The organism is Ectothiorhodospira variabilis (assembly GCF_022227625.1).
Lineage (GTDB): Bacteria > Pseudomonadota > Gammaproteobacteria > Ectothiorhodospirales > Ectothiorhodospiraceae > Ectothiorhodospira > Ectothiorhodospira haloalkaliphila.
Window position 1 is genome coordinate 101,532 of record NZ_JAJNAO010000001.1, and the last position, 26,304, is coordinate 127,835.

A 26,304-nucleotide genomic window follows, 5' to 3' on the forward strand; every position below is an offset into this window, starting at 1 on the left:
ACAACGAGTCGCCCCATGAATCATAAACACCGCGGGACCATCTTCGTCGAGGATGCGCCCATCCTGTCTCACACCTCCCATCCCGGCGATCAGCACATCCTGCGGGTGAGGGCGCCCCAGTGCGCCGCCCACGCACGGCCCGGGAGTTTTGCCCACCTGCAGTGCGACCCGCTGCTGCCCATGCGTCGGCCGCTGTCCATCATGCGCACCCACCCCGACGAGGGCTGGGTGGAGTTTCTTTACAAGTCGGTGGGCGAAGGCACGCGGCTGCTGGCACGGCGCCAGGTGGGCGAGAAGATCAACATGATGGGCCCCATCGGCACGCCGTTCGAGATGCCCCACGGTGACCGACCCCGGGCCCTGCTGCTGGGTGGTGGGGTGGGCATCCCGCCCATGGTCTTCCTGGCCGATGCCATGCGCCGCGACCCGGTGAGTGAGCCGTTCGTCATCATGGGCTCGGAAGTGCCCTTCCCCTTCAAGCCGCAGCCATCACGCATCATGATCCCCGGTATCCCGGAGGGCGTGATCGCCGCCATGCCGTTGCTGGAGGACTGGGGCGTGCCATCAAGGCTCACCAGCCAGGCCGGATTCTCCGGGTGCCATGAGGGTTTCGTGACCGACCTGGCTCGCCTGTGGCTGAACGCCCTGCCGCCCCACGAGCAGCGCAAGGTACAGATCTACGCCTGCGGCCCCCACCCCATGCTGGAGGCCTGTGCGGCGCTTGCCCGGGAATACCGCCTGCCCTGTCAGGTATCGCTGGAGGAATACATGGCCTGTGCCGTGGGCGGGTGTGCTGGCTGCGTGGTCAAGGTGCACACAGACCAGGGCCCCGCCATGAAGCGGGTCTGCGTGGATGGCCCGGTGTTCCCGGCGGAGCGGGTGTTCCCCGCCGCCTGAACCAGGCGGTGTCTCCCATCGCCGGGACACCGCCCCCATGGCCCGTTTATTCCTTTGGTTGCCCGGATCCCACCCCTGTCTCCGACAAGGGCTTGAGCTCATCATCAAAGCCCTTGCGTCCGTCCGTGACCCCCCGTGCGCCCGCCATACTGTCGGAACTGGGCAGATTGAGGTCCTCGTCCTTCTTCTTCAGGCTGCGCACCCCACCCCCGAAATGGATGCGCCATTCCAGGTCGCCCCGGGAGTCGGCCTTGGATAGCGCCTCGGGCAGGTGGACCAGATCCGCCTTGTACAACTCGAAAAGGGACTGATCGAAAGTCTGCATCCCCATGGAGGCCCCCTTCTCCATCACGGCCTTGATGCCATTGATCTCCCCCTTGCGGATGAGCTCGGCCACATAGGGGGTATTGAGCATGACCTCCACGGCCGGCAGACGATTACCCTCCTTGCCCAGCACCAGACGCTGGGAGACGATACCCCGCAGATTCAGGGAAAGATCCATGAGGATCTGTTGTTTGGCCTCGGGGGGGAAGAAATTGATGATCCGGTCCAGGGCCTGGTTGGCATTCACGGCATGCAGGGTCGAGAGGGCCAGATGGCCAGTGTCTGCATAGGTGATGGCCGCCTTCATGGTGTTGAGGTCACGCACCTCGCCGATCATGATCATGTCCGGAGCCTCGCGCATGGCCTCGCGAAGGGCATTGTCGTAAGAGAGGGTGTCCAGCCCCACCTCACGCTGCCCGATGATGGACTTCTTGTGCATGAAGCTGTACTCGATGGGATCCTCAATGGTGAGGATATGCCCGGTGCGCGTGCTGTTGCGGTGGTCGATCATGGAAGCCAGGGTGGTGGACTTGCCGCAACCGGTGGAGCCCACCACCAGCACCAGCCCGTTGTCATGCATCACCAGTTCCTTGAGGATTGGCGGCAGACGCAGTTGCTCCACGGTGGGGATCTCGCTCTTGATGTAGCGGATCACCATGGAAACCTCACCCCGCTGCACATAGACATTCACCCGAAAGCGCCCCAACTGCTCCACCGAGATGCCCAGGTTCATCTCCTTCTCGCGCTCGAAGATCTCGATCTGGCGCTCATCCATGATGTCGTAGGCCAGCTCTTTCACTGCTCCCGACTGCAGATACTGGCGGCTCATGGGCCGCACCTCTCCCTCGATCTTCACGCAAGCCGGCGCACCGGTGGTGAAGAACAGGTCGGAGGCATTCTTCTGGGCCATGAGTTTGAGGTAGGGTTGAAGCAGCATGTCCGGGTCCCGTGATTCAGCAAGCGGCGGCGTCAGGCGTAACGACGACTCATTTGAGCATCCCCGACTCCTCCGGGGTCTCCTCCATCTTCAGACCCTGGGTATCATCCAGCAGCCCCTGGCTCCTGGCCCGCTTGCTGTCCAGCTTGATGCGCAGGCGCAGGTCGTTGACCGAGTCAGCATTGCGCAGGGCATCCTCGTAAGTGATCTGGCCGGCCTCGAATAGCTGGAACAGGGCCTGGTCGAAGGTCTGCATGCCGGCCTCGTTGGACTTGGACATGAGCTCCTTCATCTGGTGGATCTCGCCCTTGAAGATGAGGTCCGACATCAGCGGGGTATTGATCATCACCTCCACCGCCGGTACCCGCCCCTTGCCATCCGCCTTGGGGATGAGGCGCTGGGAGATCACCGACTTGAGGTTCAGGGACAGGTCCATGAGCAGTTGCTGGCGCCGCTCCTCGGGGAAGAAGTTGATGATGCGGTCCAGCGCCTGGTTGGTGCTGTTGGCGTGCAACGTACTCAGACACAGGTGACCGGTCTCGGCGAAGGCGATGGCGTAATCCATGGTCTCCCGATCACGGATCTCGCCGATGAGGATCACGTCCGGTGCCTGACGCAGGGTGTTCTTCAGGGCAATCTCGTAGTTTTCCGTATCCACCCCCACCTCGCGCTGGGTGACCAGGCAATTCACATGGGAGTGCACGAACTCGATGGGGTCCTCGATGGTGACGATGTGTCCGTAACTGTTCTGGTTGCGATAGCCCACCATGGCCGCCAGGGAGGTGGACTTGCCCGAACCGGTGCCGCCCACAAAGATCACCAGGCCCCGCTTGGTCATGGACACATCCTTGAGCTGCATCGGCAGACCCAGATCCTCCAGGGCGGGGATGTCGGCAGTGATCACGCGCAGCACCATCCCGGCGCTGCCCCGCTGGGTGAAGGCGTTCACCCGGAAGCGGGAGATCCCCGGCAGGCTGATGGCAAAGTTGCACTCCTGGCAACGCTCGAACTCCGAGGACTGCCGGTCATTCATGATGGAGCGCACCAGCACCTGGGTGTGGGCCGGCGAGAGGGGCTGGTTGGTCACGGGCGTCATCTTGCCGTCGATCTTCATGGACGGCGGCGCGCCCACGGTGATGAACAGATCCGACCCCTGTTTGCTCAAAAGGGTTCTGAGCAGGTCGTGCATGAAGCGTATTGCCTTGTCCCGATCCATGAAGCGTGCCTCGAATGTGATTCAACCCGCCGGCCCGGCGCCGGCCACCCTGGTTTGAGTGTATCCGACAGACTCAGAGATTATCCGGATTCGCCGCCTTGCGCCTGGCTTCTTCCTTGCTGACCAGGCCTCGCTGGAGCATTTCCTTCAGGCCCTGGTCGAGGGTCTGCATGCCGGCACCCTGGCTGGTCTGGATGGCGGAGTACATCTGCGCGATCTTGTTCTCGCGGATGAGGTTGCGGATGGCGGGGGTGCCCAGCATGATCTCGTGGGCGGCGCAGCGGCCGCCGCCGATCTTTTTCATGAGCGTCTGGGAGATGACCGCCCGCAGGGACTCGGAGAGCATGGCGCGCACCATGTCCTTTTCGGCGGCCGGGAAGACATCGACGATACGGTCGATGGTCTTGGCGGCGGAACTGGTGTGCAGGGTACCGAAGACCAGGTGACCGGTCTCGGCGGCGGTCAGCGCCAGGCGGATGGTCTCCAGATCGCGCATTTCCCCCACCAGGATGGTGTCGGGGTCTTCACGCAGGGCGGAGCGCAGGGCCTCGTTGAAACCCAGGGTGTCCCGATGCACCTCGCGCTGGTTGACCAGGCACTTCTTGGATTCGTGCACGAACTCGATGGGGTCCTCCACCGTGAGGATGTGCCCGTACTCGGTCTCGTTCTTGTGGTTCACCATGGCCGCCAGGGTGGTGGACTTGCCCGAGCCGGTGGGGCCGGTGACCAGCACGATGCCACGGGGATATTCGGAGATCTTCTCGAAGATCTTGGGGCAGCCCAGTTCCTCCAGGGTGAGGATCTTGCTGGGAATGGTACGGAAAACCGAGCCGGCACCCCGATTATGATTGAACGCATTGACACGGAAGCGGGCCAGGCCGGGGATCTCGAAGGAGAAGTCGGTTTCCAGGAACTCCTCGAAGTCCTTGCGCTGCTTGTCGTTCATGATGTCGTACACCATGGAATGGACCTGCTTGTGGTCCATCGCGGGTACGTTGATGCGCCTGACGTCCCCGTCCACCCGGATCATGGGGGGCAGTCCCGAGGAGAGATGCAGGTCGGAAGCGCCGTTCTTCACGGCGAACGCAAGCAATTGGGTGATGTCCATCCAGCCCCCTTTGATGTCCTGTCCTCACCTGTTGCATGCCTGTAACGCATACGAACAGGTGACTCTGATCAGCCCCGAATATAGCATAGCGCCATGAGCCAGCTATGCGATCGAATCCAGGCGGTGCAAGACCGCCTACAGGCGGCAGCCCGGCGCTTCGGCCGCCCCACTGAAGACGTCCAGCTCCTGGCGGTGAGCAAGACGCGCCCGGCGGAAATCGTGGCCCAGGCCATGGACTGCGGGCTGCGTGAGTTCGGGGAGAACTATGCCTCGGAACTGGAGGAGAAGTCCCGGGCACTGGGTGATCGGCACCCCGCCTGGCATTTCATCGGCCCCATCCAGAGCAACAAGACACGCTTGATCGCCGATACGGCCCGCTGGGCGCACTCGGTGGATCGGGAACGCATTGCACGGCGGCTGAGCGAGCAGCGCCCGTTGGGTGCCGTGCCGCTGAATGTATGCCTGCAGGTGAACATCAGCGAGGAGGACAGCAAGTCCGGCGTCGCGCTGGAAGACCTGCCTGCCCTGGCCGAAGCTGTGGCCCCCCTGCCCGGCCTGAAACTGCGTGGGCTGATGGCCATCCCCGCCCCCAGCGATGATTTCGATGAGCAGCGGCGGGCCTTTGCCCGGTTGCGGGAGGCTCAAGAGGATCTGATCCGACGCGGTTTCGATCTGGACACCCTCTCCATGGGCATGACCGACGACCTGGAGGCCGCCGTGGCCGAAGGCGCCACCATTGTCCGCGTGGGCACAGCCATCTTCGGTGCCAGAGGATAGGTGGCAGGGCTTGAGCGGCATACGAATCCACCCGGCGTTCGGGTTACCATAGGGCCTCTACGGACATAGCCAACACGGGCCATCCCATGAATGAGACGATCGCCTTCATCGGCGCCGGCAACATGGCGCGCAGCCTCATCGGTGGACTTATCGCCGATGGGTGGAACCAGGATGCCATCTGGGCGGCCGATCCCAATCCGGACCAACGAGACGCGGTGAGCCAGCGATGGCCCGATGTGCACGCGACCGATGACAATGCTGCGGCCATCGCCCATGCACAGGTGCTGGTCCTGGCGGTCAAGCCCCAGGTGCTCGGCGAGGTGTGCCGCTCGGTGGCCACCCAGGTGCAGGAACGCCACCCCTTGGTGGTGTCCATCGCCGCCGGCGTGCGCGGTGCGGATATCGAGCGCTGGCTGGGTGGCAATCTGCCGGTGGTGCGCTGCATGCCCAATACGCCGGCCCTGGTGGGCAGCGGCGCCACGGGGCTGGCCGCCAACCCCCACGTGAGTGACGAACAGCGCGACGTGGCGGAATCCATACTGCGCGCCGTGGGGCTGACCGTATGGCTGGAGGATGAAGCTCAGCTGGATGCGGTGACTGCCCTCTCGGGCAGTGGCCCGGCCTATTGCTTCCTGTTCATCGAGGCTCTGGAGGATGCGGCCGTGGAGCTGGGCCTGCCCCGCGACACGGCCCGGCTGCTGGCCCTGCAGACCGCCTTCGGCGCTGCCAAGCTGGCCCTGGAGTCCGACGAGGATGCCGCCACCCTGCGTACCCGGGTAACCTCCAAGGGAGGCACCACCGAGCAGGCGCTGGCGCAGCTGGAATCCGGGGGGCTGCGCGAGCTCATGCTGCGCGCCCTCACCGCCGCCCGTGACCGTTCCCATGCACTGGCCGACCAACTGGGTCGGGACTGAGGTTCATCCATGACGCACGCGTTTCAAAACGTCGCTGACTTTCTGATTTCCACCCTGTTCAGCCTGTACATCCTGGCGGTGATGCTCCGCACCCTGCTGGCCATGGCCCGGGCGGATTTCTACAACCCGGTATCCCAGTTTCTTGTCACGGTCACCAATCCGCCGCTGCGGGTGCTGCGCCGATTCATCCCCCCCATGGGCCGGATCGACACGGCGGCGTTCGTGCTGGTGCTGTTGCTCAAGATGCTGGAGATATGGCTGATCGCCATGCTGCACGGAGTGGGCGTGCCCATCTTCACCCTGTTTGTAGTGAGTGTGCTGGCGCTGGTCCGTCTGGTGATCTGGATCTACATCATCAGCATCATCATCCAGGCGGTGATGAGCTGGTTCCAGGCCGGTGGCGCCATGGGTCGCAACCCGGTGGCGGACCTGGTGTTCAGCCTGAACCACCCCATTCTGGCCCCCATCCGTCGCATCATGCCGCAGACGGGCATGGTGGACCTGTCGCCATTGGTGGCCATCATCGGGCTGAACGTGCTGCTGATTTTCGTGAGCTCCATCTGACGGAAGTCCGAGCCATGAACCACACTTGGTGGCAGTGGCAGGGTGACACCCTGCTGCTGCGCCTGAAACTCCAGCCCAAGGCCTCACGCGACAAGCTGGGAGAACCGCTGGGGGATCGTCTGAAGGTCCATGTCACCGCCCCACCGGTGGACGGGGCGGCCAACCAGCGGCTGATCCGACTGGTGAGCAAGCACTGCGGCGTGGCCCGGTCCCGGGTGGAACTGGTGTCCGGCGCCACCTCCCGGGAGAAGACCCTGGCCATTGAGGCACCGCAGCGTCTTGCGGCGCCGCTGGATGTTTGCGGCCAGGATCACACCCAGGACACGAACAGCATGTACACCCCGTAGCCCGCCACTGCCCCACCGGCGATACCCCGCACCCAGGGCTTGCGCACAAAGCTGGCCAGACGCGCCGCGAAGACCCCCATCAGCAGCAGATTGGGCAGGGTGCCCAGGCCGAAGGCCAGCATGAGGGCGCCCCCCTGCAGGGCCCCTCCGGCGGTGAGCGACCAGATGAGTACGCTATACACCAGGCCACAGGGCAGCCAGCCCCACACCAGCCCCAGCCCCAGTGCCTGCCCGGGCGTGCGTACCGGCATCATGCGCCTGCCCAGGGGCTCCAGGCGCCGCCACACCACACCACCTGCCCGCTCCAGTCGGGCAAGGCCGTACCACCAGCCGGCCAGATACAGTCCCAGGGCGATCATGAACAGGCCGGCCAGGATCTGCAGCCCCTGCTGGGCGTGGTGTACATCGGTGAGGTTCGCGGCAAACCAGCCCACGCCACCGGCCAGGACGCCGGCCAGGGTGTAGGTGATGACGCGGCCACTGTTATAGGCCAGCAGGAAGGGCGCCAGACGGGGGCGCTCATCACTCTGGGCGCCCTTCACGCCCAGGGTCAGCGCGCCGACGATGCCGCCGCACATGCCCACGCAGTGCACGCCGCCAAGCAGGCCGACGACAAACGCGGCCAGGAGGGTTCCGGGTTCCAGTGACATGTGAATCCTTGGGGTGGTCCATGGCTCCAGGGGGCGATCGTCAGGGCATCAGATCCCGAAAATCGCGGATGGCGACGAACTCGCCGGTGTCCACCTCGCCGCGTCGGCTATCGGGCCGGCGCACGGCGCGCAGATGGGCAATGCCGAAACGCTCGGCGGCGCGCAGCACATCCAGGTTATCGTCCACAAACAAGGTACGGGCCGGGTCAAAGGGCTCCTTGGTGCGGAACTGCTCCCAGAAGCGCTGGTCTTCCTTGGGGCGCCCGTACTCATGGGCGCTGATCACCCGATGAAAATGCCCCTCCAGGGCGGTGAGCGTGAGTTTCATCTCCAATCCACCGCGATGGGCATTGGTCACCAGCACCAGCCGGCGGCCCTGGCGACGCATGGTGGCCAGAAAGGCCGGCACGTGTTCATGCACTGCCACCAGATGGGCCACCTCCTGCTTGAGGGCGACGATATCCATCTGCAGCTCCTGCTGCCAGTAGTCCAGGCAGTACCAGTTGAGGGTACCGCGAACCGCGGCATAACGCTTGATCATGCCCTCCCGGGCCACTTGCGGGGCCATGCCGTGGCGTTCGGCATAACGGCGCGGCAGATACTCCAGCCAGAAATGATTGTCGAAGTTAAGATCAAGCAGGGTGCCGTCCATGTCCAGCAGCACGGTGTCCACGTCGTTCCAGGGCAGGTTTGGGGCTGTTGGCTTCACTGTACTGCGGTCCTCACGAAACTCGAAAACATGAAATCCGGGCCTTGAGACTTGCGCCGGCAAGCATGAGACTACCCCATCGACCCATCACAGGGCACCCAGACATCATGCCGCAAAAACCTCAGATCCTCAGCCGCCGAACGGTGGCACGCAGCCGGCTCTTCCACGTGGAGGAACTGGAACTCCTGTTTGCCAACGGCGCCCGTACCCGTTTTGAACGCCTGGTGGGCTCTGGCCGGGGGGCAGTGCTGATCGTGCCCATGCTGGATGACGACACGGTGCTGCTCATCCGCGAATATGCTGCCGGTACGCAACGCTATGAACTGGGCCTGCCCAAGGGGCTGGTGGAGCAAGGCGAGGAACTGCTGGAGGCAGCCAACCGTGAGATCATGGAAGAGGTGGGTTACGGCGCGCGTCAACTGGATTACCTGACTGCCCTGACCGTGGCCCCGGGGTATCTGAGTCACAGCACCCACGTGATCCTGGCCCGGGACCTCTACCCGGAACGCCTCCCCGGGGACGAACCTGAGGACATCCAGGTGGTACCCTGGAAGCTGAGCCAGCTGGATCAACTCATCGCTCTGGACGACTGTACCGAGGCCCGCTCCATCGCCGCGCTCTACATGGCCCGCGACCAACTCTCGAGAACCGCATGACACTGGACGAACACTCACTGGAACGCCTTCTCAACAACACCTGCCGCATTGCTCGTGAGGCCGGCGCGGCCATCATGACCATTTATGGCCAAGGCTTCGATGTCATGGAAAAGGCGGACCGCACGCCACTCACGGAAGCGGACATGGCAGCACACCGGCATATCGTTCAGGGCCTTGGAGAACTGACCCCGGAGATTCCCATCCTCTCGGAGGAATCGACCCAGATCCCCTTCGGCGAACGCAGCCAATGGTCCAGCTACTGGCTGGTGGACCCCCTGGACGGCACCCGGGAGTTCATCAAGCGCAACGGCGAATTCACCGTGAACATCGCCCTGATCCATGACCACGAGCCGGTGCTGGGGGTGGTGTTCTGTCCGGCCCTTGATCTGCTCTACAGTGCCGCCCGAGGGCTGGGTGCCCACCGCCGCCGTTCAGCCGCGGACGCAGCCGAACCCATCCGGGTGAACACCGGGCAACGCGTCCCCGTGATCGCCGGCAGTCGTTCTCACGGCACCGAGCGCATGCAGGCCCTGCTGGAAAGGGTGGGAGAGCATGAACTGATCAGCATGGGCAGTTCGCTCAAGTTCTGTCTGGTGGCCGAGGGCAAGGCGGACCTCTACCCGCGTCTGGGCCCCACGTCCGAATGGGACACGGCCGCCGCGCAGTGCGTTGTCTGCGAGGCCGGCGGACAGGTGACCGATATCCACATGCAGCCCTTGCGTTATAACACCAAGGACTCGCTGCTCAACCCGGAATTCCTGGTGATCGGCGACACCAACCGCAACTGGGCCCGGTATCTGGAGGGCCTTTAGGGCCTCAAATCCGCCGCGTCAGGCCTGCCTGCTGCATGAGTTGGGCGGAGATCTCCTCGATGGAGCGCTGGGTGATATTGAAAAACGGGATGCGCTCGCGCTTGAAGAGCCTCTCCACGGCACGCACCTCCATCAGGCACTGCTCCATGCTGGCGTAGCGGCTATCGCGGCGGCGCTCCTTGCGGATCTGATGCAATCGCTCCGGGTCCACCGTGAGCCCGAACAGCTTGTGCCGGTAGGGTTCGAGCACCGCCGGCAGGCTGCCCCGTTCGAAATCATCATCCGCCAGGGGGTAGTTGGCAGCCCGGACCCCGTAGGTGAGCGCCAGGTACATGCAGGTGGGCGTCTTGCCGGCCCGGGAGACGCCCATGACCACCACGTCGGCCATGGGATAGTCACGGGTGGTGGCGCCATCGTCGTTCTGGATGGCGTAATGCAAGGCATCGATGCGCTCGGAATAAGCGCGCACGTTCCCCATGCCATGAGATCGGCCTGCCACCCGCTGGGCGGTCACCCCCAGTTCCTTCTCCATGGCGCCGGTGAACGTCTCGAAGAAATCGAAGACCACGCCGTTGCACTTGACCAGATGGGTTCTGAGTTGGGAGTCGATGAGGGTGGAGAACACCAGAGGCTTCACCCCATCGGATTCTGCCGCCCGGTTGATGCGCTGCACTGCCCACTCCACCTTGTCGTCGGTGTTCACGAAGGGCAGGCTCATTTGCTGAAAGGACACCTGCTCGAACTGGGTGAGCAGGGTGTGCCCGAGGGTCTCGGCGGTGATGCCGGTGCCGTCGGAGACGAAAAAGACGGAGCGGATCATGGCCATTCTCCTCGCGTGCAGCCAGTGTTCAAAAAAGAGCCCCCCCTCCCCCTTGGGGAGAGGGGCTGGGGTGAGGGGGCGGGTGCGCCCTCACGGCCTCAGCCGTCCTTGCGGCCCTTCTCGTCGCCGGCGAGGCGCAGCCAGGTCTCCACCACCGTATCCGGGTTCAGGGAGATGGACTCGATGCCCTCCTGCATCAGCCACTCGGCCAGATCCGGATAGTCCGACGGACCCTGACCGCAGATACCCACGTACTTGCCGGCCTTGCGGGCACCCTGAATGGCCTGGGACAGCAAGGCCTTCACCGCCGGGTCGCGCTCGTCGAAGGTGGCCGCCACCAGACCGGAATCCCGGTCCAGGCCCAGGGTGAGCTGGGTGAGGTCGTTGGAGCCGATGGAGAAGCCATCGAAGTACTCCAGGAACTGCTCGGCCAGCACGGCGTTGGAGGGGATCTCGCACATCATGTAGATCTTCAGCCCGTTCTCGCCGCGCTTGAGACCCAGTTCCGACAGCAGCTTGATCACGCCCTCGGCCTCGCCCAGGGTGCGCACGAAGGGCACCATGATGACCACGTTGGTCAGGCCCATCTCGTCGCGCACCTTGCGCACCGCGCGGCATTCCAGCTCGAAGCAGTCGCGGAAGTTCTCCGACAGGTAACGGGAGGTACCCCGGTAGCCGATCATCGGGTTCTCTTCATCGGGCTCGTACTGCTCACCGGCCAGCAGGTTGGCGTATTCGTTGGACTTGAAGTCCGACAGGCGCACGATCACCGGCTGCGGATTGAAGGCAGCGCCCAGGGTGGCGATCCCTTCCACCAGCTTTTCCACGTAGAAGGTCACGGGATCATCGTAACCGGCAATGCGGCGGGAGATCTCTTCCTTCAGATCACCGGAGAGCGAGTCGAAGTTCAGCAGCGCCTTGGGATGCACGCCGATCATGCTGTTGATGATGAACTCCAGACGCGCCAGGCCCACACCGGCGTTGGGGATGTTGCGGAAGTGGAAGGCGCGGCCCGGGTTGCCCACGTTCATCATCACCTTGCAGGGCACCTCGGGCATGGAGTCGGTGCGCGTCTGGGTGATCTCGAAATCCAGGATTCCCTTGTAGATGCGACCCTCGTCACCCTCGGCGCAGGACACGGTGGCCTCCTGGCCGTCCTTGATGCGCTGGGATGCGTCACCACAGCCCACCACGGCGGGGATGCCCAGCTCGCGGGCGATGATGGCGGCGTGGCAGGTGCGCCCGCCCCGATCGGTGACAATGGCGGCGGCCCGCTTCATCACCGGCTCCCAGTCCGGATCGGTCATGTCGGTGACCAGCACGTCGCCGGCCTCCACCTTGTGCATATCGTCCAGGTCCATCACCACGCGCACCTTGCCGGCGCCCATGCGCTGGCCGATGGCGCGCCCGCGGGCGATGACTTCGCTGCGGGGCGAGCGGATGCGGAAGCGTTCGATCACCTGGCCGTCCTGACGGCTCTCCACCGTCTCCGGACGGGCCTGGACGATATACAGCTCGCCATCCACGCCATCCAGGGCCCATTCGATATCCATGGGGCGACCATAGTGCTTCTCGATGATCACGGCCTGGCGGGCCAGCTCCTCAAGTTGCTTGTCATTGATGCAGAAGCGGTTTCGGTCGGCGTCGTCGACGGGGATGGTCTGAGTGCTCTGGCCATCCTGGCCAAAGGTCATCTGGATGGCCTTGCTGCCCAGGTGGCGGCGCAGCACGGCGGGGCGACCGGCCTCCAGGGAGGGCTTGTAGAGGTGGAATTCATCCGGGTTGACCGAACCCTGCACCACCGTCTCGCCCAGGCCCCAGGAGGCGGTCACGAAGACCACATCGCGGAAACCGGATTCCGTGTCCAGGGTGAACATGACGCCGGAGGCACCGATGTCCGAGCGCACCATGCGCTGCACGCCGGCGGACAAGGCCACCTCGGAGTGATCGAACCCCTGGTGCACGCGGTAGGAGATGGCCCGGTCGTTGTAAAGGGAAGCAAACACCTCATGGATGTGGTGCAGCACGCTGTCCAGGCCGTGGATGTTCAGGAAGGTTTCCTGCTGCCCGGCAAACGATGCATCCGGAAGGTCTTCGGCGGTGGCCGAAGAACGCACGGCCACGGTGAATTCGTCCCCGGCCGCCTCTTCCATCATGCGCTTCCAGGCCTCGGTGATGGCCTCGTTCAGGGCCGGTGGGAAGGGGGTTTCCACCACCCACTGGCGGATCTTGGCACCCGCCTCGCGCAGGGCGTTGATGTCGTCCACATCCAGGTTGGCCAGCTCATTGTTGATGCGGTCCGCCAGGCCTTCGTGACGCAGAAACTCCCGGAACGCATAGGAGGTGGTGGCAAAGCCGCCGGGAACACGCACGCCGGCTTCGGACAGGCCGCGAATCATCTCCCCCAGGGATGCGTTCTTCCCTCCCACATCGGGAACGTCGTTCATGCCCAGATCTTGGAACCAGATCACATACTTATCCATGGTCCTGCCCTTTGCCTCTTACGTTGGAATGTAATTGTAGCCGGGACCGTAGCTTGAAGACGAGTATTCAGCCAAGCTATTGCCCCATGAATCAGCCTTGTGTTTCTTAATAGTAACATTGATGAGGAGAAGATCATGGGCTCGGTGCCCAACCTCTACTACAAACAGAACCGCCTCAAGCAGCTGCGGGCCTTCTGCCGGGCCGCCCGACTGGGCAGCATCTCCATGGCAGCGGAGTCGCTTTTTCTCAGCCAGCCGGCCGTTTCGCTGCAGATACAGGCACTGGAGCGGGAATTCGACACCATTTTATTTGAGCGCCGTGGCCCGCACATCAAACTCACGCCCGAGGGGGAGGCCTTGTACAAGCTGGCCGATCCGCTGGTGGAAGGCGTGGACAAGCTGCACGAGACCTTTGCGGCGCGATTCGGTCGCCTGGAGTCGGGGGAACTGAACGTGGCGGCGGGGGAATCCACCATCCTGTACGTGCTGCCCGACCCGCTGCGGCGCTTTGCCGAGGTGCACCCTCATATCCGCATCAAGCTGCATAACGTGACCGGGCGCGACGGATTGGCCATGCTGCATCGGGATGAAGTGGATTTCGCGGTGGGTTCCATGCTCGAGGTGCCCGATGGCATCACCTACCACCCCATCGTGGATTATCATCCCAAGCTCATCGCCCCGCTGGACCACCCCCTGGCCCGGAAGACCGGCCCGATCAGCCTGGAAGACATCAGTCCCTTCGGGCTGATCCTGCCGCCACGGCATCTGTCCACCTGGCGCATGGTGGACCTGGTGTTTCGCCAGCATAACGTGGATTACCACGTATCCCTGGAGGCCGGGGGCTGGGAAGTCATCAAGAAATATGTGGAACTCGGTCTCGGCATCTCCATCGTGACGGATGTCTGCCTCACCGGTGAGGAGCCCCTGGCCGCCATCACGCTGGATCACTACTTCCCCGCCCGCAGCTACGGCGTGGTGCAGCGCCTGGGCCGACACCTCTCCCCTCAGGCCAAACGGTTCATCCACTTCATGGAACAGGCCTATATCGGCCAGCAGCAGACCCAAGAGGCAGGACCGGAGACCTGAAATGGGGTGTTCGTCAACGTTCCTGGGGCGGGCGACCCCCTAAAATTGTGAAGTAATACCGAAAAAAACTGGAGATCGGAATGAAGTGGCTGGTAATGAGCGCGCTGGTCGGCGCAATGCTTGCGCCCGTGGTCGGTGCAGATGAAGCGGATGGACCCGAAAATGCGCAGCAAACGGAGCACCCGGAACAGATGCGCATTCTGGGCTGGGTGGAAAATGTCGCCCTGATGCCGGAAGGGATCGTACTGGAGGCAAAGATGGACACCGGCGCCACCACCAGTTCCCTGAACGCCCTGAACAAGGAGACCTTCGAGCGTGACGGCAAGGAATGGATCGCCTTTGACATGATCGACCCGAACGATGAGAGCAACATGATCCGCCTGGAAAGGGAGATCACCCGGCATGTGCGCATCATCCGCCACAGTGGCAACCATCAGCGGCGTCCAGTGGTCGAGATGGGCCTTTGCATGGGGGATGTTTACCGCAAGGAGGAGGTCAGCCTGATTGACCGCACGGCATTGAGCTATCAACTGCTGGTGGGTCGCAACCACATGGCAGGTGCCATCCTGCTGGATTCCAGGGACAAGTACCTGCAGGCCCCGGACTGCGATCTCGACTGATTCAGTCCCACGCGCCACCCCAAGGACACCGCATGAAGCGATTTCACCTGCCCCTGCTGATCATGGCCCTGGTTGCCATGAGCCTGACGATGTTCTACCACAAGGCCTTCAACCTGGGATTCCCGCTGACGCCAGCCCAGACCACCAGCAACTGGATCGTGGAGGCACGGGTTGGTTTCGAACCCACGGGGGGCGCGGTGACGGCGCGGGTGTTCATCCCGGATCAGCCCAGGGGGCTGGCCATCCTGGACGAGAACTTCATTTCCCGGGGCTATGGCCTCACCACCGGGCTCGTGGGTGAGAACCGGGAGGCGGTGTGGACCACCCGCCAGCCCAGTGGGCGGCAGGTGCTCTATTATCGGACCACCGTTTATCGGCTGGACCGGGACCGACGCGGCGAGGATCCCTACCCAGGGCCTGTCAGCCCGCCGCAATGGGAGGAGCCCTACGCCTCGGCGGCCGAGGAAGTGATCACGCGGGTACGCGCCCGGTCAGCCGACATCACCAGTTTTGCCACGGTGCTGGTGCGTGACCTGAAGCAGGAGCCCGACGAGAACATCAGCCTGTTCGTATCCAGCTCGGACAGCGACCGTGCCAAGGTTCGAACCGCCATCGACCTGCTGGCCGGAGCGCGCATCCCGGCGCGCATGGCTCATGGCATCCCCCTGACAGAGAGGTCCCGGGACCTGCAGTTGCAAACCTGGCTTGAGGTGCACAACACCCGAGAGTGGGTACCCATCAACATCCATGACGGCAGCGTGGGGTATCCGGAGAACTTCATGGTGTGGTGGTACGGGGACGAGGACCCGGTGAGACTGAACCGGGCGCGCAACCCGCAGATCAGCTTCGCGGTGACCCAGAACTACATGGACGCCATCGACGTGGCTCAGCAGCGGGCCCAGGTCATGGATTCCTGGCTGATGGACTTTTCACTGTTCAACCTGCCGGTGCAGACCCAGAACATGTACCGGGTGCTGCTGCTGGTCCCCCTGGGCGCCATGATCATCGTGCTTCTGCGCAACATCGTGGGCATCCAGACCTTTGGCACCTTCATGCCCGTGCTCATCGCCCTCTCCTTTCGGGAGACCGAGCTTCTGGGCGGCATCATCCTGTTCACACTGATCGTATCCCTGGGGCTCGCCATCCGATTCTACCTGGACCGACTCAAGCTGCTGCTGGTACCCCGATTGGCCTCGGTGGTGATCGTGGTGATCATGCTGATGCTCACCCTGAGCATCCTCAGCCACAACCTGGGCATTGAACACGGGCTGTCGGTGGCCCTGTTCCCCATGGTGATCCTGGCCATGACCATTGAGCGCATGTCCATCGTCTGGGAGGAGCACGGCCCATCGGACGCCATCCGCCAGGGTATTGGCAGCCTGGCGGTGGCGGCTGCCGCCTATCTGCTGATGATCAACCCCACGATCGATCACCTGTTCTTCGTATTCCCGGAGTTGCTGCTGATCGCCCTGGCAGTCACCCTGCTGCTGGGCCGCTATACCGGCTACCGGCTCAGTGAACTGGTACGTTTCAAGGCTTTCAAGGGAGAAAAGGCATCATGAAGTGGTTCATCTCCCCGCGTGAACTCCGACGCAAGGGCGTGGTGGGCATGAACCAGCGCAATGCCGACCTGATCGCTGAACACAACCCCCGCCCACTCTACCCTCTGGTGGACGACAAGCTGCGCACCAAGCAACTGGCCCTGGAGGCGGGCATGGCCGTGCCTGAGCTTTATGGGGTGATCGAAACCAACCACGACATCCGTCACCTGCCCCGCATTGTGGCGCGCAGTGATGACTTCGTCATCAAGCCCGCCCATGGAGCCGGGGGCAACGGCATCCTGGTGATCACCGGGCGCATGCGGGACAGCTTTCGCAAATCCAGCGGCCGCATGGTGGATCTGGAGGGTGTAGGTCACCATGTATCCAATGTGCTCAGCGGCATGCACAGCCTGGGCGGCCAGCCGGACAAGGCCATGGTGGAATACCGGGTGAAATTCGACCCCCTGTTCGAGAAGGTCAGCCATCAGGGCGTACCGGACATCCGAACCGTCGTCTACAAGGGATACCCCATCATGGCCATGGTGCGCCTGCCCACCCGTGATTCCGATGGCAAGGCCAATCTGCATCAGGGAGCGGTAGGCGTGGGTGTCAACTTGGGTACGGGGCGCACTGGAAAGGGGGTGTGGCATAACCGCATCGTCGACGTGCACCCGGACACCGGCGCCCCCATACAGGGCCTGCAGATCCCCGGCTGGGACGCCTTGCTGGAAATGGCGGCACGGTGCTTCGAGATCACCGGCCTGGGCTATCTGGGGGTGGACGTGGTGCTGGATCGGGAGCGGGGGCCGCTGATGCTGGAACTCAATGCTCGCCCGGGCCTGGCAGTACAACTGGCCAATGGTTCGGGACTGGGTGAGCGGGTGCGCCTGATCGAATCACTTCACAGGGAGGGGCTCAGCCCGCAGCGTCGCGCGGCGCTGGCACAGGAGTGCTTCTCGAGTGCAGCCAAGCCCGCGGCTTAGGCATGATCACCGCTGAGACCCTGATGGGGGTTCTCCTGGGCAGCGCCGCGGGCGGCGTGGCGCGGTTCCAGGTGGGCGCATGGGTCACCCAGCTCGCCGGCACGGCATTCCCCTGGGGCACGCTGGTGGTCAATGTCAGCGGTGCCCTGGCTGCCGGGGTGCTCATCGCCCTGTGGCCCTCCGACCACCCGACCTCGCCGGGCCTGTTTGCCCTGCTGATGCTGGGTTTTCTGGGAAGCTATACCACCGTATCGTCCTTCGCCCTGCAGACCCTCAACCTGGCAAGAGAGGGGAAGCCCGTCAGGGCCGCAGGCAATCTTCTGGCCTCGGGCACGGCTTGCCTGGGGGCAGCCTGGCTGGGATATCAACTGACGATGCTCGTGGCGCCCCTCCCATGAGACTGCATCTGGCCATCGCCGCTGGCACCGCCCTGGGCGGACTGAGCCGTTACCTGGTGGGCATCGCCGTGGTGGGCGGCCTGGGTCTGGCGCACCCTGTCGCCACGCTGGCCGTGAACCTGCTGGGCTGCCTGCTCATCGGCGCCTTCGCCACCCTCACCGGGCCCCAGGGACGCCTCAAGGTGAGCCCCACCGTCTACCAGGCGGTGGTCACGGGATTCCTGGGGGGATTCACGACCTTTTCCATGCTCAGCGTTGAAACCCTGGATTGGGCCCACGCGAACGGGTTAACCTCTGCGGCCGTTGTCCTGGGCCTGCACCTGATCGCTGCCCTGGCAGCCGCCTGGCTGGGCCATGGCCTGGCCACCCGTTACAACGCCTCTCGCCCGCGCAACCCTGGCTAGTGCTCCGAAACCGCTGACAGGTGAATCCGACAGGTGAATGGAGTTCCCCTGGCAGGCTTGTACCCCAGTGCTAAACTCAAGTATCTTCAACCCGGTTGCCGGGATTTTCCGGACAGGCGGTCTAACCCACTTGACGAGTGCAGCCATGACCCCGAGCAATGTCATGAACATCAAGAATCTCAAACAGGCCTGCAAGGCCTGCAGTCTGGGTGATCTATGCCTGCCGCTGGGGGTCCCCCTGGAGGACCTGGAACTGCTGGAGGGCATCATCAGCCGCAAGCGCCCGGTGCATCGCGGCGATCTGCTCTATCAGGCAGGAGACCAGCTGGGCTGCCTGTATGCTGTCCGCTGTGGATCGGTGAAGACCTTCGTGCTCACCGATGATGGCGAGGAACAGATCACCGGCTTCCACCTGCCGGGCGAACTGCTGGGGCTGGACGCCATCGGCGATGGGGTACACCCCTGCACGGCACTGTCCCTGGAAACCTCCAGTGTCTGCGAGATTCCCTTCGATGGTCTGGAGGCCCTGGCGGGACGTACCCCGGGGCTGCAGCATCAACTGCTCAGGATCATGAGCCGCGAACTGCAAAGCGATGAGCAGCTCATGACCCTGCTGGGCAAGCGCGCCTCCGATGCCCGCCTGGCGGCCTTTCTGCTCAACCTCTCCGACCGCTTCGGGCGCCGCGGCTTCTCCCGGCATGAATTCAATCTGACCATGTCCCGTAACGATATCGGCAACTATCTGGGACTGGCGGTGGAAACGGTCAGCCGGATGTTCAGCCGCTTCCAGAGTCAGGACCTGATCACCGTGCGCCGCAAGCTGATCACCCTGCACGACATCGAGGGCCTGCGGCGCGTGGCGGGGCTGCATGGACAGCAGGCACAGTGCACCGCCGCGTGCGAGCAGCGCCCCGAAGTCTCGGCAGGTGGCTGAGGAAAGCGCCGACTAACGATCCAGCACGGAGTCCAGGACGCGCCAGTCGATGGTGCCGAAGGCCACCTCGTATTCCAGCAGCATCTGGCCCCTGATGTGACCGTCCTCGAAGGTGGCCAGCACCCAGCGGTCATTGAGGACGTGGGTTTCGTCGGGCACAAAGAACAGGGTCCCGCCCAGCACCGGCTCATGATCGATCAATTCGGGTTGCTGAGCCAGGTCGTTCAGCAGATCCTCCCGGGGCTGATTCAGCCCCAGCCGGCGCAGACGCCGCTCCTGCCCCTGGGTGAGCCCCACAGCGGCGGGCTGCGCCACCCGACCCGACGTAACCTCATTCAGGCGCATCTGAAGCGCCAGGATTTCCTGGTGAGCCTGCTGCACATCCCGCTCCAGACCGATCCCCCGATGGATGTAGATCATCGCGGTGATCAGCAGGAACAGCATGAAACCGAACCAGACCAGGCGTTCGGCATGGGGCAGAAAACGGGATTTTTCCGACATGGTCACTCTTCCGGGGATATGAATCGGCGGATCAATGGGCCGTGAGCCCGGCGTCTACCAGATAGTGGGTGCCCGTCACACCGCTGGAGGCCTCGGACAGCAGCAGGGCTGCCACACCGGCCACCTCTTCATTGGTGACATACCTTCCCAGGGGCATGCGCTCCACGAAGCCGGCCTTGACCTCATCACCGTGACCGGGATTGGCCTGGTCCTCGATGGAGCGCATCATGCGGTTGTCCACGGGGCCGGGATTGACGGTGTTCACGCGAATGCCCTCAGGCCCCAGCTCGGCGGCGGCGGTGCGCATCATGCCCATCACCGCGTGCTTGCTGGAGACATAGGGGGAGAGGCCCGCTGCGCCGCGCACGCCGGCCACACTGGCGGTGATGAGGATGGACCCACCCCCCGCGCGGCGCAGTGCCGGCAGTGCCGCCAGGATACCCATGCGCACGCCGTGCACGTTGACCGCAAACACCTTGTCCCAGGCTGCCTGGTCCAGGCTTTCCATCGGCCCGACCTGCCCCTCGATCCCGGCGTTGAGAAACACCGCGTTCACGGCACCAAAACGTTTTTCGGCCTCCTGGATCATGGCCTGGTTATCGGCTTCGCGACTCACGTCCACCGTCATGGCGGCGACCCCCTCGCCCAGTTCCGCCGCGAGGCGCTCCACCCCGTCAGGCTCCCGATCCGTCAGCAGCAACCGCGCACCCTGGGCATGCAGCATCCGTGCGGTGGCCTCGCCAATACCGCCTGCCGCACCGGTGATGACCACGACCTTGTTATCGAATGGTTTCATGTTCACACCCTCCTGTCTCTGTGGCTCACGCAACCGACCGAACAACCCGAGGGTTACCCGATGTCACACGCCCATCTGTACACGCCTGCCCGGCCCCTGTCGAGACCATGCCGCGCCCGGGATGGGGCCCGCCCTCCGTATCAGCGCCACTGCACGCTCAGCCCGACACCATATTCCCGGCCGGGGCCGGGCTCGTAATAGCGGCCGCCCAGGGCGTTGATGCGAATGTTGCTCTGGTAGTCCTGATCGAACAGATTGTTGACGGACAGATAGGGCACGACCCGGGTGTTACCCGTTTCCCAGGCCCGCCCCAGGCGTAGATTCGTCAACACGTGCCCGGACACCCGCTCGGTGTTGGCGTTATCCGCGTAAAGGCGATCCACGGCGAGCATGTCCACGGTGACGAATCGCCCCTCGGGGCCCTGCCAGTCCAGTTCGGCGAACAGCTGCTGACGCGGCACGCCGGGGAAGGCCTTGCCAGAGAAATCCTCGCCCGACTCATCGCGAAACTCCCGGAACCGATAATGGGACAGAGTGTAGGCCAGGGTCAGGCGCAGGGGCTCCACAGGGTGCCAGGAAGCGCCGGCTTCCAGGCCGTGGCGTCTGGAGCGCCCGGAGTTCTCGTAATAGTCACGCTCGCTATCCGACTGGTAATTCACGATCTCGTCACGCACCTGCATGGTGAACACCGCCAGTTCGTAACGACCGGTATCCCCCCAGAACCCCTTGGCGCCCAGTTCCAGGCTGCGGGCCCGCTCCGGCTCCAGATCCGGATTGAGGCCCGTGCCGCCATCGGGATTGGCAAATTCGGTGAAGGTGGGGCTTTCGAACGAGGTGCCCAACTGGGCGTAGAGCTGATGACCGGGGGCCCATGTATAGCCCAGTCCCGCGCGATAACTCCATTCACGGAAATCACGGCGGCCGGAACGGTCCTCCCCGGGGTCACTGAACCGATCATCCACGGACATGCGCAGGCGGTCGTGTCGCCCACCCAGGACCAGGTTCAGGCGATCCGTGAGTTCCAGACTGGCCTGGGTGAAGATGCCCAGCGACCGGGCGCGCTCCAGCTGATCGAATTGCTGCGCCCCCCGTATCCCCCCCTCCAGATTGTTGAAGCGTTGCCGATCATCGCGCTGCTCAGCCAGGTCCATGCCGACGGCATAAAGGACGGGGATACCGCCCGCCGCGGTTTCACGGGCATAACGGGCGCCGAGGCCCTGGTGATCCCGCTGATAACGCACCTGCCCACCCCCCTTGAAGGGCAGTCTGTTGTGAAAATCCCGTTGGCTGACAAAGCCGCGCAGCTCCAGCTCGTCGTCCGCACCCAGGGGGCGGGTGTAAGTGATGCCCAGTGTCTGCTGTTCGGCCGACTGCCCGCCATCCCGAAGCAGGGAGGCCTCCCGGGCCTGTCGCCGATCTTCCCGTACCTCGTCCCGGGTCAGGGCGCCCGGGTCCTGGGTGTCCGGGGCGTCCAGCACCCGCAACACGGTCTGCAGCTCGGCGCCATCGTCAAACTCATAGCCCAGCTTGGCATTGAGCAGTCGCTTCTCCACCCGGCTGTGATCCCGATAACCGTCATAGCGCAGATCCCAACCACTGATGCTGTACTCCCAGGGTCCCGCCCGGTCTCCCGCCTTGATGCCCAGGCGGCGCAACCCGTGGCTGCCGGCATCCACCTTGGCCTGCACGCCCTGCAGATCCCTGCCCCGCTGGGTGTGGAGATCCACCACCCCGCCGGCGGCGTTGCCGTACTGGGTGGAACTGGGGCCGCGGATCACCTCGGCCCGATGCAGGGACTCCAGATCAATGGCATCCACCTGGGACTGGCCATCCGGGAGTGTTTCGGGGATACCATCCACGCGGATGTGCAGCCCCCGTACCCCGAAGGGGGCACGGGCGCCAAAGCCCCGGATGGACAGGCGGATATCCTGGGCGAAGTTGTAGCGGTTCTGCATCTGCAGGCCGGGGATGCGATTCAGGTATTCGTCCAGTTGCAGCCCCTGTCGGCCCATGCCCACGTCCTCGGGCTCCAGCAAACCGATGGCGGCGGGACTGCCCAGCCAGTCCCGCTCGAGACGGGGGGCACTCACCTGGACGGGTTCCAGGCGCACAGCCGTGTCGGCTGCGGTCTCCTGGGCGGACACGGCCTTGCTGGCCGCCAGCAACACCAGGGGGATCGCGAGAGCGGCAGGGATCATGGCGACACCTCCAATGAGCATCCGGCTCCGATACGCATCCGGATGCGGTGGATTCTTGAGTCCTTCGGCTGGTTGTTGTACCCTTCGCGGGCTGTCGGAGAGGGAGACACGGAATCATCGTCCCAGCACCGCTCCAGACACGCCGGAGTAGCTCAGTTGGTAGAGCAGGGCATTCGTAATGCCAAGGTCGGGGGTTCGACTCCTCTCTCCGGCACCAACGCAAAGGGCGGCCCATGGGGCCGCCCTTTTTTCATTGTGCTGATTGTCTCTGTGGTCACGGGTGCCGTGCATGGAATCGCCTCAGTTCAGCTCCAGGGCCCCGGTGAGCTCCGAGACATGGCTCATGCCATGGCGCTTGAGATAATCGCTGATACCGTGGTTGATCTTGCCGCATAGCAGGGGGTCGTAGAACAGCCCCGTGCCCACACCCACCGCCGTGGCCCCGGCCAGCAGGAACTGGATGGCATCGTCGGTACTGGCCACCCCGCCCTGACCGATAATGGGGATGCCGTGCGGACGAGCCACCTGATAGACCTGATGCACCCGCAGCAGGGCCACTGGCTTGACCGCCGGCCCTGACAACCCACCCTGGTTGTTGCCGATCACCGTGCGACGGCGCTCGGTATCAATCGCCATGCCCATCAGGGTGTTGATGGCCGAAAGGCCATCGGTACCCGCCTCGATGCAGCGCCTGGCATTGCCGGCGATGTCCGTCTGATTGGGCGAGAGCTTGGTGATCAGCGGCTTTTGCGTCACCTTGCGGCAGGCTTCCACCACCCGGGCCGACATGTCCGGATCGTTGCCAAAGGCCACCCCCCCCTCCTTCACGTTGGGGCAGGAGATGTTGATCTCGATGGCATCCACCGGGGAGTCCTCGAAGCGCTGGGTGACGCGGATGTATTCCTCGATGGTGGAGCCGGACACATTGGCGATGAAGCGGGTCTCGTCGAAGTCCAGGTTCGGCAGGATCTCGTCCACCACATGGTCCACCCCGGGGTTCTGCAGGCCGATGGCGTTGAGCATGCCATCCGGCGTCTCGTAGACGCGATGCGGCGGATTGCCCAGGCGGGCGTCGCCCGTGGTGCCCTTGAGGCACACCGCCCCCACCTGGCGATTGGAGAAACCCGCCACCCGGGTATACTCCTCGCCAAAACCGACGCAGCCCGAGAGCAGCACCAGGGGCGAGGCAAACGGCAGGCCGCAGAAATCGATGGCAAGGGCCTGTTTGTGATGGGTATCGACTGGCATGTTTCACATCGTCCTGTATCAACCGGAAATCCCGCCCAACACCGGCAACGTCATGCGCCTGGCGGCCAACACGGGCTGCCGCCTGCACCTGATCCATCCCCTGGGGTTCACCCTGGATGACACACGGCTGCGCCGTGCCGGCCTGGACTATCGGGATCTTGCGTCGGTGTCGGAGTATGACAGCCTGGGGGCGTTCTCGGAAGCTGTCGCCCCCCGGCGGTTGTTTGCCGTGACCACCCGTGGGCAACAGCCCCTGGGCGACACACACTTCGAGGCGGGTGATGCACTGCTATTCGGCCCGGAGACCCGGGGCCTGCCGGAGACGGTGCTGGCCGGGTTGCCGGCAGAGCGGCGTTTGAGAATACCCATGGTGCCGGACAGTCGCAGCCTCAACCTGTCCAACTCGGTGGCCCTGGTGGTGTACGAGGCCTGGCGGCAATGCGGCTACGCGGGCGGTGCCTAGAATTCCGGTTTGGGATCCCGGCTGAGCAGTTCCTCCACCGCCACGGTGGGGGGCAGTTGCTCGAACAATACCCGCGCCACCTGACCGCAGATCGGCATGTCCACACCCAGGGCAGAGGCCTTGGCGACGGCGATGCGGGCCGTGCTCACCCCTTCCACCGCCTGACCGATGGCGGCAATGGCCTCCTCCAGGCTCTGTCCCTGCCCCAGCGCCATGCCCAGGCGGCGATTGCGGGATTGATTGTCGGTACAGGTGAGCACCAGATCTCCCAGACCGGACAGACCCATGAGGGTTTCGGTGCGGGCGCCGGTGGCGGCCCCAAGGCGCATCAGTTCCGCCAGCCCCCGGGTGATCAGGGCGGCGCGGGCGTTGGCCCCGAAGCCCAGGCCATCGGATACCCCGGCGGCGATGGCCAGCACGTTCTTGAAGGCCCCGCCCAGTTGCACCCCCACCACGTCGTCGCTGGTGTACACGCGCAGCGTGCCACCGGCCAGCCAGGCCATGGCGTCCTCGGCAAAGTCCGAATCGGGCGACGCCAGGGTGAGCGCCGTAGGCAGGCCCCGCGCCAGTTCACCAGCAAAGGAGGGCCCGGAGGCCACGCCCCAGGGTCGATCCGTCCCCAGTTCCTCCAGCACCAGCTCATGCAGCCAGCGGGTAGTATCCAGATCCAGCCCCTTGGTGGCCCAGATCAGGCCGCCCGAACCCAGACGCGGAGCGATGCGCTGGAGCACCGGACCAAACCCGCTGCTGGGCACGGCCAGGAGCACCCGGTCAGCCCGATCCACCAGGCCTTCCAGGTCCGATGTGGCCTTCAGGGTCTCGGGGAAGGGAACATCCGGTAGATAGCGGGCATTGCGACCCTCTGCCTGCATGGATCTGACGTGGTCGCCATCGCGACCCCACAGCCCCACATGGAGCCCTTTGCGAGCCAGATGCAGGGCCAGGGCCGTTCCCCAGGAGCCGGCGCCCACCACTGCCACATTCCGCACGTTGCTCATGGGGTCAGCCCGGATCAGTTCTGCGTGACGATACCCGCATCGCCATTCCCACCCGCGGCGGCAGCCTGTTGCTGACCGCGCATCTTCTGGGCGTAGAGCGCATCAAAATTCACCGGCGCCAGGAGCAACTGCGGGAAGCCACCACGGGTGACCAGATCGGAGATCACCTCACGGGCAAACGGGAAGAGGATGTTGGGGCAGTAGGAAGAGAGCAGCGGCCCTTTTTGTTCGTCGGGAATACCGCGAACCATGAACACACCCGCCTGCTTGACCTCCACCAGGTAAGCCGTCTCGCCCTGGGACTTGGTGGTCACCGTCAGGGTCAGCTCCACCTCGTGCACACCCTTCTCGTCCAGGGCGCGTGCCTGGGAGTTCAGTTGCACATTGGTCTCCGGCTTCCACTCGCGGGTGAACACGCCCGGCGTGCCCGGCGCTTCAAAGGAGATGTCCTTGGTGTAGATCTTCTGCAGCCCGAACTCCTGCTGCGGCTGACCCTGAGCGGCGCCGTCGGCGCCTGCATTCGGTGACTGGTTTTCCGACATGATAACTCCGCGGGCAAGTGAATGATTTGAGGAGCATGATAGGGTGCGCCCCCCCAGGGTGCAACGATGACAGGGCGGCCCTTAGAGACCGAGGCGTTCGTCCAGTTCGCCCCGTTGGTCCAGTTCCACCAGATCGGTATAACCGCCCAGGTGATCCTCGCCGGCAAAGACCTGCGGAACGGTATGGCGCCCGGAGCGCTCCTCCATCATACGGCGCTGTTCGGGGTCGTCATCCACGCGTATCTCCTGAAACTCCACGCCCTTGCCGCGCAGCAGGCGGCGCGCCATCATGCAGAAGGCACACCAGCCGGTGCCATACATGACCACGGTCATCGGCTTGGGGGAGGAGTCAGTCAACGGGCGCCTCTCTCACTGTCG

Annotated in this window: 29 protein-coding genes and 1 tRNA gene; 16 read left to right on the top strand and 14 right to left on the bottom strand. The window is 64.1% G+C overall.

Annotated elements, in window-relative coordinates; translation table 11 throughout:
- Positions 1-15: 15 nt before the first annotated feature.
- Positions 16-897, top strand: coding sequence for a dihydroorotate dehydrogenase electron transfer subunit (locus tag LPW30_RS00440; protein WP_026623862.1), 882 nt, complete (start codon positions 16-18; stop codon positions 895-897).
- 46 nt (positions 898-943) lie between these two features.
- Here the strand turns inward: LPW30_RS00440 and LPW30_RS00445 are convergent, their stop codons facing one another.
- The 3 genes from LPW30_RS00445 to LPW30_RS00455 form a co-directional block, all read right to left on the bottom strand.
- Positions 944-2,158, bottom strand: coding sequence for a PilT/PilU family type 4a pilus ATPase (locus tag LPW30_RS00445; protein ID WP_025282789.1), 1,215 nt, complete (start codon positions 2,156-2,158; stop codon positions 944-946).
- 49 nt (positions 2,159-2,207) lie between these two features.
- Positions 2,208-3,374 (bottom strand): PilT/PilU family type 4a pilus ATPase, encoded by a 1,167-nt coding sequence (locus LPW30_RS00450; protein WP_026623861.1) that lies wholly within the window; start codon positions 3,372-3,374, stop codon positions 2,208-2,210.
- 73 nt (positions 3,375-3,447) lie between these two features.
- Positions 3,448-4,482 (bottom strand): type IV pilus twitching motility protein PilT, encoded by a 1,035-nt coding sequence (locus LPW30_RS00455; protein WP_025282745.1) that lies wholly within the window; start codon positions 4,480-4,482, stop codon positions 3,448-3,450.
- Positions 4,483-4,575: 93 nt separating this feature from the next.
- Between LPW30_RS00455 and LPW30_RS00460 the strand changes: the two genes are divergently transcribed.
- From LPW30_RS00460 to LPW30_RS00475, 4 genes are all read left to right on the top strand, one after another.
- A complete protein-coding gene (locus LPW30_RS00460) occupies positions 4,576-5,259 on the top strand; it encodes a YggS family pyridoxal phosphate-dependent enzyme (RefSeq protein ID WP_238623970.1) in 684 nt (227 codons plus the stop codon).
- 86 nt (positions 5,260-5,345) lie between these two features.
- The gene (gene proC, locus LPW30_RS00465) at positions 5,346-6,173 is read left to right on the top strand and encodes a pyrroline-5-carboxylate reductase (protein WP_025282747.1); all 828 of its coding nucleotides are present in this window, start codon (positions 5,346-5,348) and stop codon (positions 6,171-6,173) included.
- Between the two features lie 9 nt (positions 6,174-6,182).
- Complete coding sequence (locus LPW30_RS00470) at positions 6,183-6,737, top strand: YggT family protein (RefSeq protein WP_026623860.1); 555 nt, start codon at positions 6,183-6,185, stop codon at positions 6,735-6,737.
- A 14-nt stretch (positions 6,738-6,751) separates the two neighbouring features.
- Positions 6,752-7,084 carry a DUF167 domain-containing protein gene (locus tag LPW30_RS00475; protein WP_025282748.1) on the top strand — a complete coding sequence of 111 codons (333 nt, stop codon included), beginning with the start codon at positions 6,752-6,754 and terminating at the stop codon, positions 7,082-7,084.
- Here LPW30_RS00475 and LPW30_RS00480 read toward each other — a convergent pair.
- Positions 7,048-7,734 (bottom strand): sulfite exporter TauE/SafE family protein, encoded by a 687-nt coding sequence (locus tag LPW30_RS00480; RefSeq protein ID WP_238623971.1) that lies wholly within the window; start codon positions 7,732-7,734, stop codon positions 7,048-7,050. The genes LPW30_RS00475 and LPW30_RS00480 overlap by 37 nt on opposite strands.
- A gap of 40 nt (positions 7,735-7,774) precedes the next feature.
- Positions 7,775-8,443, bottom strand: coding sequence for a GMP/IMP nucleotidase (yrfG, locus tag LPW30_RS00485; RefSeq protein WP_026623859.1), 669 nt, complete (start codon positions 8,441-8,443; stop codon positions 7,775-7,777).
- 107 nt (positions 8,444-8,550) lie between these two features.
- Between yrfG and nudE the strand changes: the two genes are divergently transcribed.
- Together nudE and cysQ are read left to right on the top strand one after the other, a co-directional pair.
- Complete coding sequence (gene nudE, locus LPW30_RS00490; RefSeq protein ID WP_025282751.1) at positions 8,551-9,099, top strand: ADP compounds hydrolase NudE; 549 nt, start codon at positions 8,551-8,553, stop codon at positions 9,097-9,099.
- Entirely contained in the window at positions 9,096-9,911 is an 816-nt protein-coding gene (cysQ, locus tag LPW30_RS00495) for a 3'(2'),5'-bisphosphate nucleotidase CysQ (protein WP_238623972.1), read from the top strand. Before nudE ends, cysQ begins: the two co-directional genes overlap by 4 nt.
- 4 nt (positions 9,912-9,915) lie before the next feature.
- On the opposite strand, the gene ppsR is transcribed toward cysQ, so the two are convergent.
- Together ppsR and ppsA are read right to left on the bottom strand one after the other, a co-directional pair.
- The gene (gene ppsR / locus LPW30_RS00500) at positions 9,916-10,731 is read right to left on the bottom strand and encodes a posphoenolpyruvate synthetase regulatory kinase/phosphorylase PpsR (protein ID WP_025282753.1); all 816 of its coding nucleotides are present in this window, start codon (positions 10,729-10,731) and stop codon (positions 9,916-9,918) included.
- Positions 10,732-10,829: 98 nt separating this feature from the next.
- Complete coding sequence (gene ppsA, locus LPW30_RS00505) at positions 10,830-13,214, bottom strand: phosphoenolpyruvate synthase (protein WP_239679814.1); 2,385 nt, start codon at positions 13,212-13,214, stop codon at positions 10,830-10,832.
- Positions 13,215-13,349: 135 nt separating this feature from the next.
- Here ppsA and LPW30_RS00510 point away from each other — a divergent pair, with 135 nt between their 5' ends.
- From LPW30_RS00510 to fnr, 7 genes are all read left to right on the top strand, one after another.
- Positions 13,350-14,300, top strand: a complete 951-nt coding sequence (locus LPW30_RS00510; RefSeq protein WP_238623974.1) for a LysR family transcriptional regulator — start codon at positions 13,350-13,352, stop codon at positions 14,298-14,300.
- Between the two features lie 80 nt (positions 14,301-14,380).
- Complete coding sequence (locus tag LPW30_RS00515) at positions 14,381-14,920, top strand: ATP-dependent zinc protease family protein (RefSeq protein ID WP_476588310.1); 540 nt, start codon at positions 14,381-14,383, stop codon at positions 14,918-14,920.
- 32 nt (positions 14,921-14,952) lie between these two features.
- On the top strand, positions 14,953-16,482 hold the full coding sequence (locus tag LPW30_RS00520) for an inactive transglutaminase family protein (RefSeq protein ID WP_025282757.1): 1,530 nt from the start codon (positions 14,953-14,955) through the stop codon (positions 16,480-16,482).
- Positions 16,479-17,444: an alpha-L-glutamate ligase-like protein gene (locus LPW30_RS00525; protein WP_025282758.1), complete on the top strand. Its 966-nt coding sequence runs from the start codon at positions 16,479-16,481 to the stop codon at positions 17,442-17,444. Before LPW30_RS00520 ends, LPW30_RS00525 begins: the two co-directional genes overlap by 4 nt.
- Before the next feature lie 2 nt (positions 17,445-17,446).
- Positions 17,447-17,842 carry a fluoride efflux transporter FluC gene (locus LPW30_RS00530; RefSeq protein WP_239679815.1) on the top strand — a complete coding sequence of 132 codons (396 nt, stop codon included), beginning with the start codon at positions 17,447-17,449 and terminating at the stop codon, positions 17,840-17,842.
- Positions 17,839-18,246: a fluoride efflux transporter FluC gene (locus tag LPW30_RS00535; protein ID WP_239679816.1), complete on the top strand. Its 408-nt coding sequence runs from the start codon at positions 17,839-17,841 to the stop codon at positions 18,244-18,246. Before LPW30_RS00530 ends, LPW30_RS00535 begins: the two co-directional genes overlap by 4 nt.
- 145 nt (positions 18,247-18,391) lie before the next feature.
- Positions 18,392-19,180 carry a fumarate/nitrate reduction transcriptional regulator Fnr gene (gene fnr / locus LPW30_RS00540; RefSeq protein WP_239679817.1) on the top strand — a complete coding sequence of 263 codons (789 nt, stop codon included), beginning with the start codon at positions 18,392-18,394 and terminating at the stop codon, positions 19,178-19,180.
- Between the two features lie 12 nt (positions 19,181-19,192).
- Here fnr and LPW30_RS00545 read toward each other — a convergent pair whose 3' ends face one another.
- The 3 genes from LPW30_RS00545 to LPW30_RS00555 form a co-directional block, all read right to left on the bottom strand.
- Positions 19,193-19,681: a hypothetical protein gene (locus LPW30_RS00545; protein WP_239679818.1), complete on the bottom strand. Its 489-nt coding sequence runs from the start codon at positions 19,679-19,681 to the stop codon at positions 19,193-19,195.
- 31 nt (positions 19,682-19,712) lie between these two features.
- The gene (locus LPW30_RS00550) at positions 19,713-20,477 is read right to left on the bottom strand and encodes an SDR family NAD(P)-dependent oxidoreductase (protein ID WP_239679819.1); all 765 of its coding nucleotides are present in this window, start codon (positions 20,475-20,477) and stop codon (positions 19,713-19,715) included.
- Between the two features lie 140 nt (positions 20,478-20,617).
- Complete coding sequence (locus tag LPW30_RS00555; protein WP_238623980.1) at positions 20,618-22,675, bottom strand: TonB-dependent receptor family protein; 2,058 nt, start codon at positions 22,673-22,675, stop codon at positions 20,618-20,620.
- Between the two features lie 141 nt (positions 22,676-22,816).
- Between LPW30_RS00555 and LPW30_RS00560 the strand changes: the two genes are divergently transcribed.
- Positions 22,817-22,892: transfer RNA gene (locus LPW30_RS00560), tRNA-Thr, on the top strand.
- A gap of 83 nt (positions 22,893-22,975) precedes the next feature.
- Here the strand turns inward: LPW30_RS00560 and LPW30_RS00565 are convergent.
- Complete coding sequence (locus LPW30_RS00565) at positions 22,976-23,923, bottom strand: dihydroorotate dehydrogenase (protein WP_025283054.1); 948 nt, start codon at positions 23,921-23,923, stop codon at positions 22,976-22,978.
- On the opposite strand from LPW30_RS00565, the gene LPW30_RS00570 reads away from it, so the two are divergent.
- Entirely contained in the window at positions 23,922-24,386 is a 465-nt protein-coding gene (locus LPW30_RS00570) for a tRNA (cytidine(34)-2'-O)-methyltransferase (RefSeq protein ID WP_025283055.1), read from the top strand. The genes LPW30_RS00565 and LPW30_RS00570 overlap by 2 nt on opposite strands.
- Here LPW30_RS00570 and LPW30_RS00575 read toward each other — a convergent pair.
- The 3 genes from LPW30_RS00575 to grxC all read right to left on the bottom strand — a co-directional run bounded on the left by LPW30_RS00575 (position 24,383) and on the right by grxC (position 26,283).
- On the bottom strand, positions 24,383-25,384 hold the full coding sequence (locus LPW30_RS00575) for an NAD(P)H-dependent glycerol-3-phosphate dehydrogenase (protein WP_238623981.1): 1,002 nt from the start codon (positions 25,382-25,384) through the stop codon (positions 24,383-24,385). The genes LPW30_RS00570 and LPW30_RS00575 overlap by 4 nt on opposite strands.
- Before the next feature lie 14 nt (positions 25,385-25,398).
- Positions 25,399-25,926, bottom strand: coding sequence for a protein-export chaperone SecB (gene secB, locus LPW30_RS00580; RefSeq protein ID WP_025283057.1), 528 nt, complete (start codon positions 25,924-25,926; stop codon positions 25,399-25,401).
- An 81-nt stretch (positions 25,927-26,007) separates the two neighbouring features.
- Complete coding sequence (grxC, locus tag LPW30_RS00585; protein ID WP_338018802.1) at positions 26,008-26,283, bottom strand: glutaredoxin 3; 276 nt, start codon at positions 26,281-26,283, stop codon at positions 26,008-26,010.
- Positions 26,284-26,304 lie beyond the last annotated feature (21 nt).

What these genes read in the sequence shown, in the direction of transcription:
- LPW30_RS00440 (WP_026623862.1), top strand. Translation starts at nt 16, where the DNA reads ATGAATCATAAACACCGCGGGACCATCTTCGTCGAGGATGCGCCCATC.
- LPW30_RS00445 (WP_025282789.1), bottom strand. Translation starts at nt 2,158, where the DNA reads ATGCTGCTTCAACCCTACCTCAAACTCATGGCCCAGAAGAATGCCTCC.
- LPW30_RS00450 (WP_026623861.1), bottom strand. Translation starts at nt 3,374, where the DNA reads ATGGATCGGGACAAGGCAATACGCTTCATGCACGACCTGCTCAGAACC.
- LPW30_RS00455 (WP_025282745.1), bottom strand. Translation starts at nt 4,482, where the DNA reads ATGGACATCACCCAATTGCTTGCGTTCGCCGTGAAGAACGGCGCTTCC.
- LPW30_RS00460 (WP_238623970.1), top strand. Translation starts at nt 4,576, where the DNA reads ATGAGCCAGCTATGCGATCGAATCCAGGCGGTGCAAGACCGCCTACAG.
- proC (WP_025282747.1), top strand. Translation starts at nt 5,346, where the DNA reads ATGAATGAGACGATCGCCTTCATCGGCGCCGGCAACATGGCGCGCAGC.
- LPW30_RS00470 (WP_026623860.1), top strand. Translation starts at nt 6,183, where the DNA reads ATGACGCACGCGTTTCAAAACGTCGCTGACTTTCTGATTTCCACCCTG.
- LPW30_RS00475 (WP_025282748.1), top strand. Translation starts at nt 6,752, where the DNA reads ATGAACCACACTTGGTGGCAGTGGCAGGGTGACACCCTGCTGCTGCGC.
- LPW30_RS00480 (WP_238623971.1), bottom strand. Translation starts at nt 7,734, where the DNA reads ATGTCACTGGAACCCGGAACCCTCCTGGCCGCGTTTGTCGTCGGCCTG.
- nudE (WP_025282751.1), top strand. Translation starts at nt 8,551, where the DNA reads ATGCCGCAAAAACCTCAGATCCTCAGCCGCCGAACGGTGGCACGCAGC.
- cysQ (WP_238623972.1), top strand. Translation starts at nt 9,096, where the DNA reads ATGACACTGGACGAACACTCACTGGAACGCCTTCTCAACAACACCTGC.
- ppsR (WP_025282753.1), bottom strand. Translation starts at nt 10,731, where the DNA reads ATGATCCGCTCCGTCTTTTTCGTCTCCGACGGCACCGGCATCACCGCC.
- ppsA (WP_239679814.1), bottom strand. Translation starts at nt 13,214, where the DNA reads ATGGATAAGTATGTGATCTGGTTCCAAGATCTGGGCATGAACGACGTT.
- LPW30_RS00510 (WP_238623974.1), top strand. Translation starts at nt 13,350, where the DNA reads ATGGGCTCGGTGCCCAACCTCTACTACAAACAGAACCGCCTCAAGCAG.
- LPW30_RS00515 (WP_476588310.1), top strand. Translation starts at nt 14,381, where the DNA reads ATGAAGTGGCTGGTAATGAGCGCGCTGGTCGGCGCAATGCTTGCGCCC.
- LPW30_RS00520 (WP_025282757.1), top strand. Translation starts at nt 14,953, where the DNA reads ATGAAGCGATTTCACCTGCCCCTGCTGATCATGGCCCTGGTTGCCATG.
- LPW30_RS00525 (WP_025282758.1), top strand. Translation starts at nt 16,479, where the DNA reads ATGAAGTGGTTCATCTCCCCGCGTGAACTCCGACGCAAGGGCGTGGTG.
- LPW30_RS00530 (WP_239679815.1), top strand. Translation starts at nt 17,447, where the DNA reads ATGATCACCGCTGAGACCCTGATGGGGGTTCTCCTGGGCAGCGCCGCG.
- LPW30_RS00535 (WP_239679816.1), top strand. Translation starts at nt 17,839, where the DNA reads ATGAGACTGCATCTGGCCATCGCCGCTGGCACCGCCCTGGGCGGACTG.
- fnr (WP_239679817.1), top strand. Translation starts at nt 18,392, where the DNA reads ATGACCCCGAGCAATGTCATGAACATCAAGAATCTCAAACAGGCCTGC.
- LPW30_RS00545 (WP_239679818.1), bottom strand. Translation starts at nt 19,681, where the DNA reads ATGTCGGAAAAATCCCGTTTTCTGCCCCATGCCGAACGCCTGGTCTGG.
- LPW30_RS00550 (WP_239679819.1), bottom strand. Translation starts at nt 20,477, where the DNA reads ATGAAACCATTCGATAACAAGGTCGTGGTCATCACCGGTGCGGCAGGC.
- LPW30_RS00555 (WP_238623980.1), bottom strand. Translation starts at nt 22,675, where the DNA reads ATGATCCCTGCCGCTCTCGCGATCCCCCTGGTGTTGCTGGCGGCCAGC.
- LPW30_RS00570 (WP_025283055.1), top strand. Translation starts at nt 23,922, where the DNA reads ATGTTTCACATCGTCCTGTATCAACCGGAAATCCCGCCCAACACCGGC.
- LPW30_RS00565 (WP_025283054.1), bottom strand. Translation starts at nt 23,923, where the DNA reads ATGCCAGTCGATACCCATCACAAACAGGCCCTTGCCATCGATTTCTGC.
- LPW30_RS00575 (WP_238623981.1), bottom strand. Translation starts at nt 25,384, where the DNA reads ATGAGCAACGTGCGGAATGTGGCAGTGGTGGGCGCCGGCTCCTGGGGA.
- secB (WP_025283057.1), bottom strand. Translation starts at nt 25,926, where the DNA reads ATGTCGGAAAACCAGTCACCGAATGCAGGCGCCGACGGCGCCGCTCAG.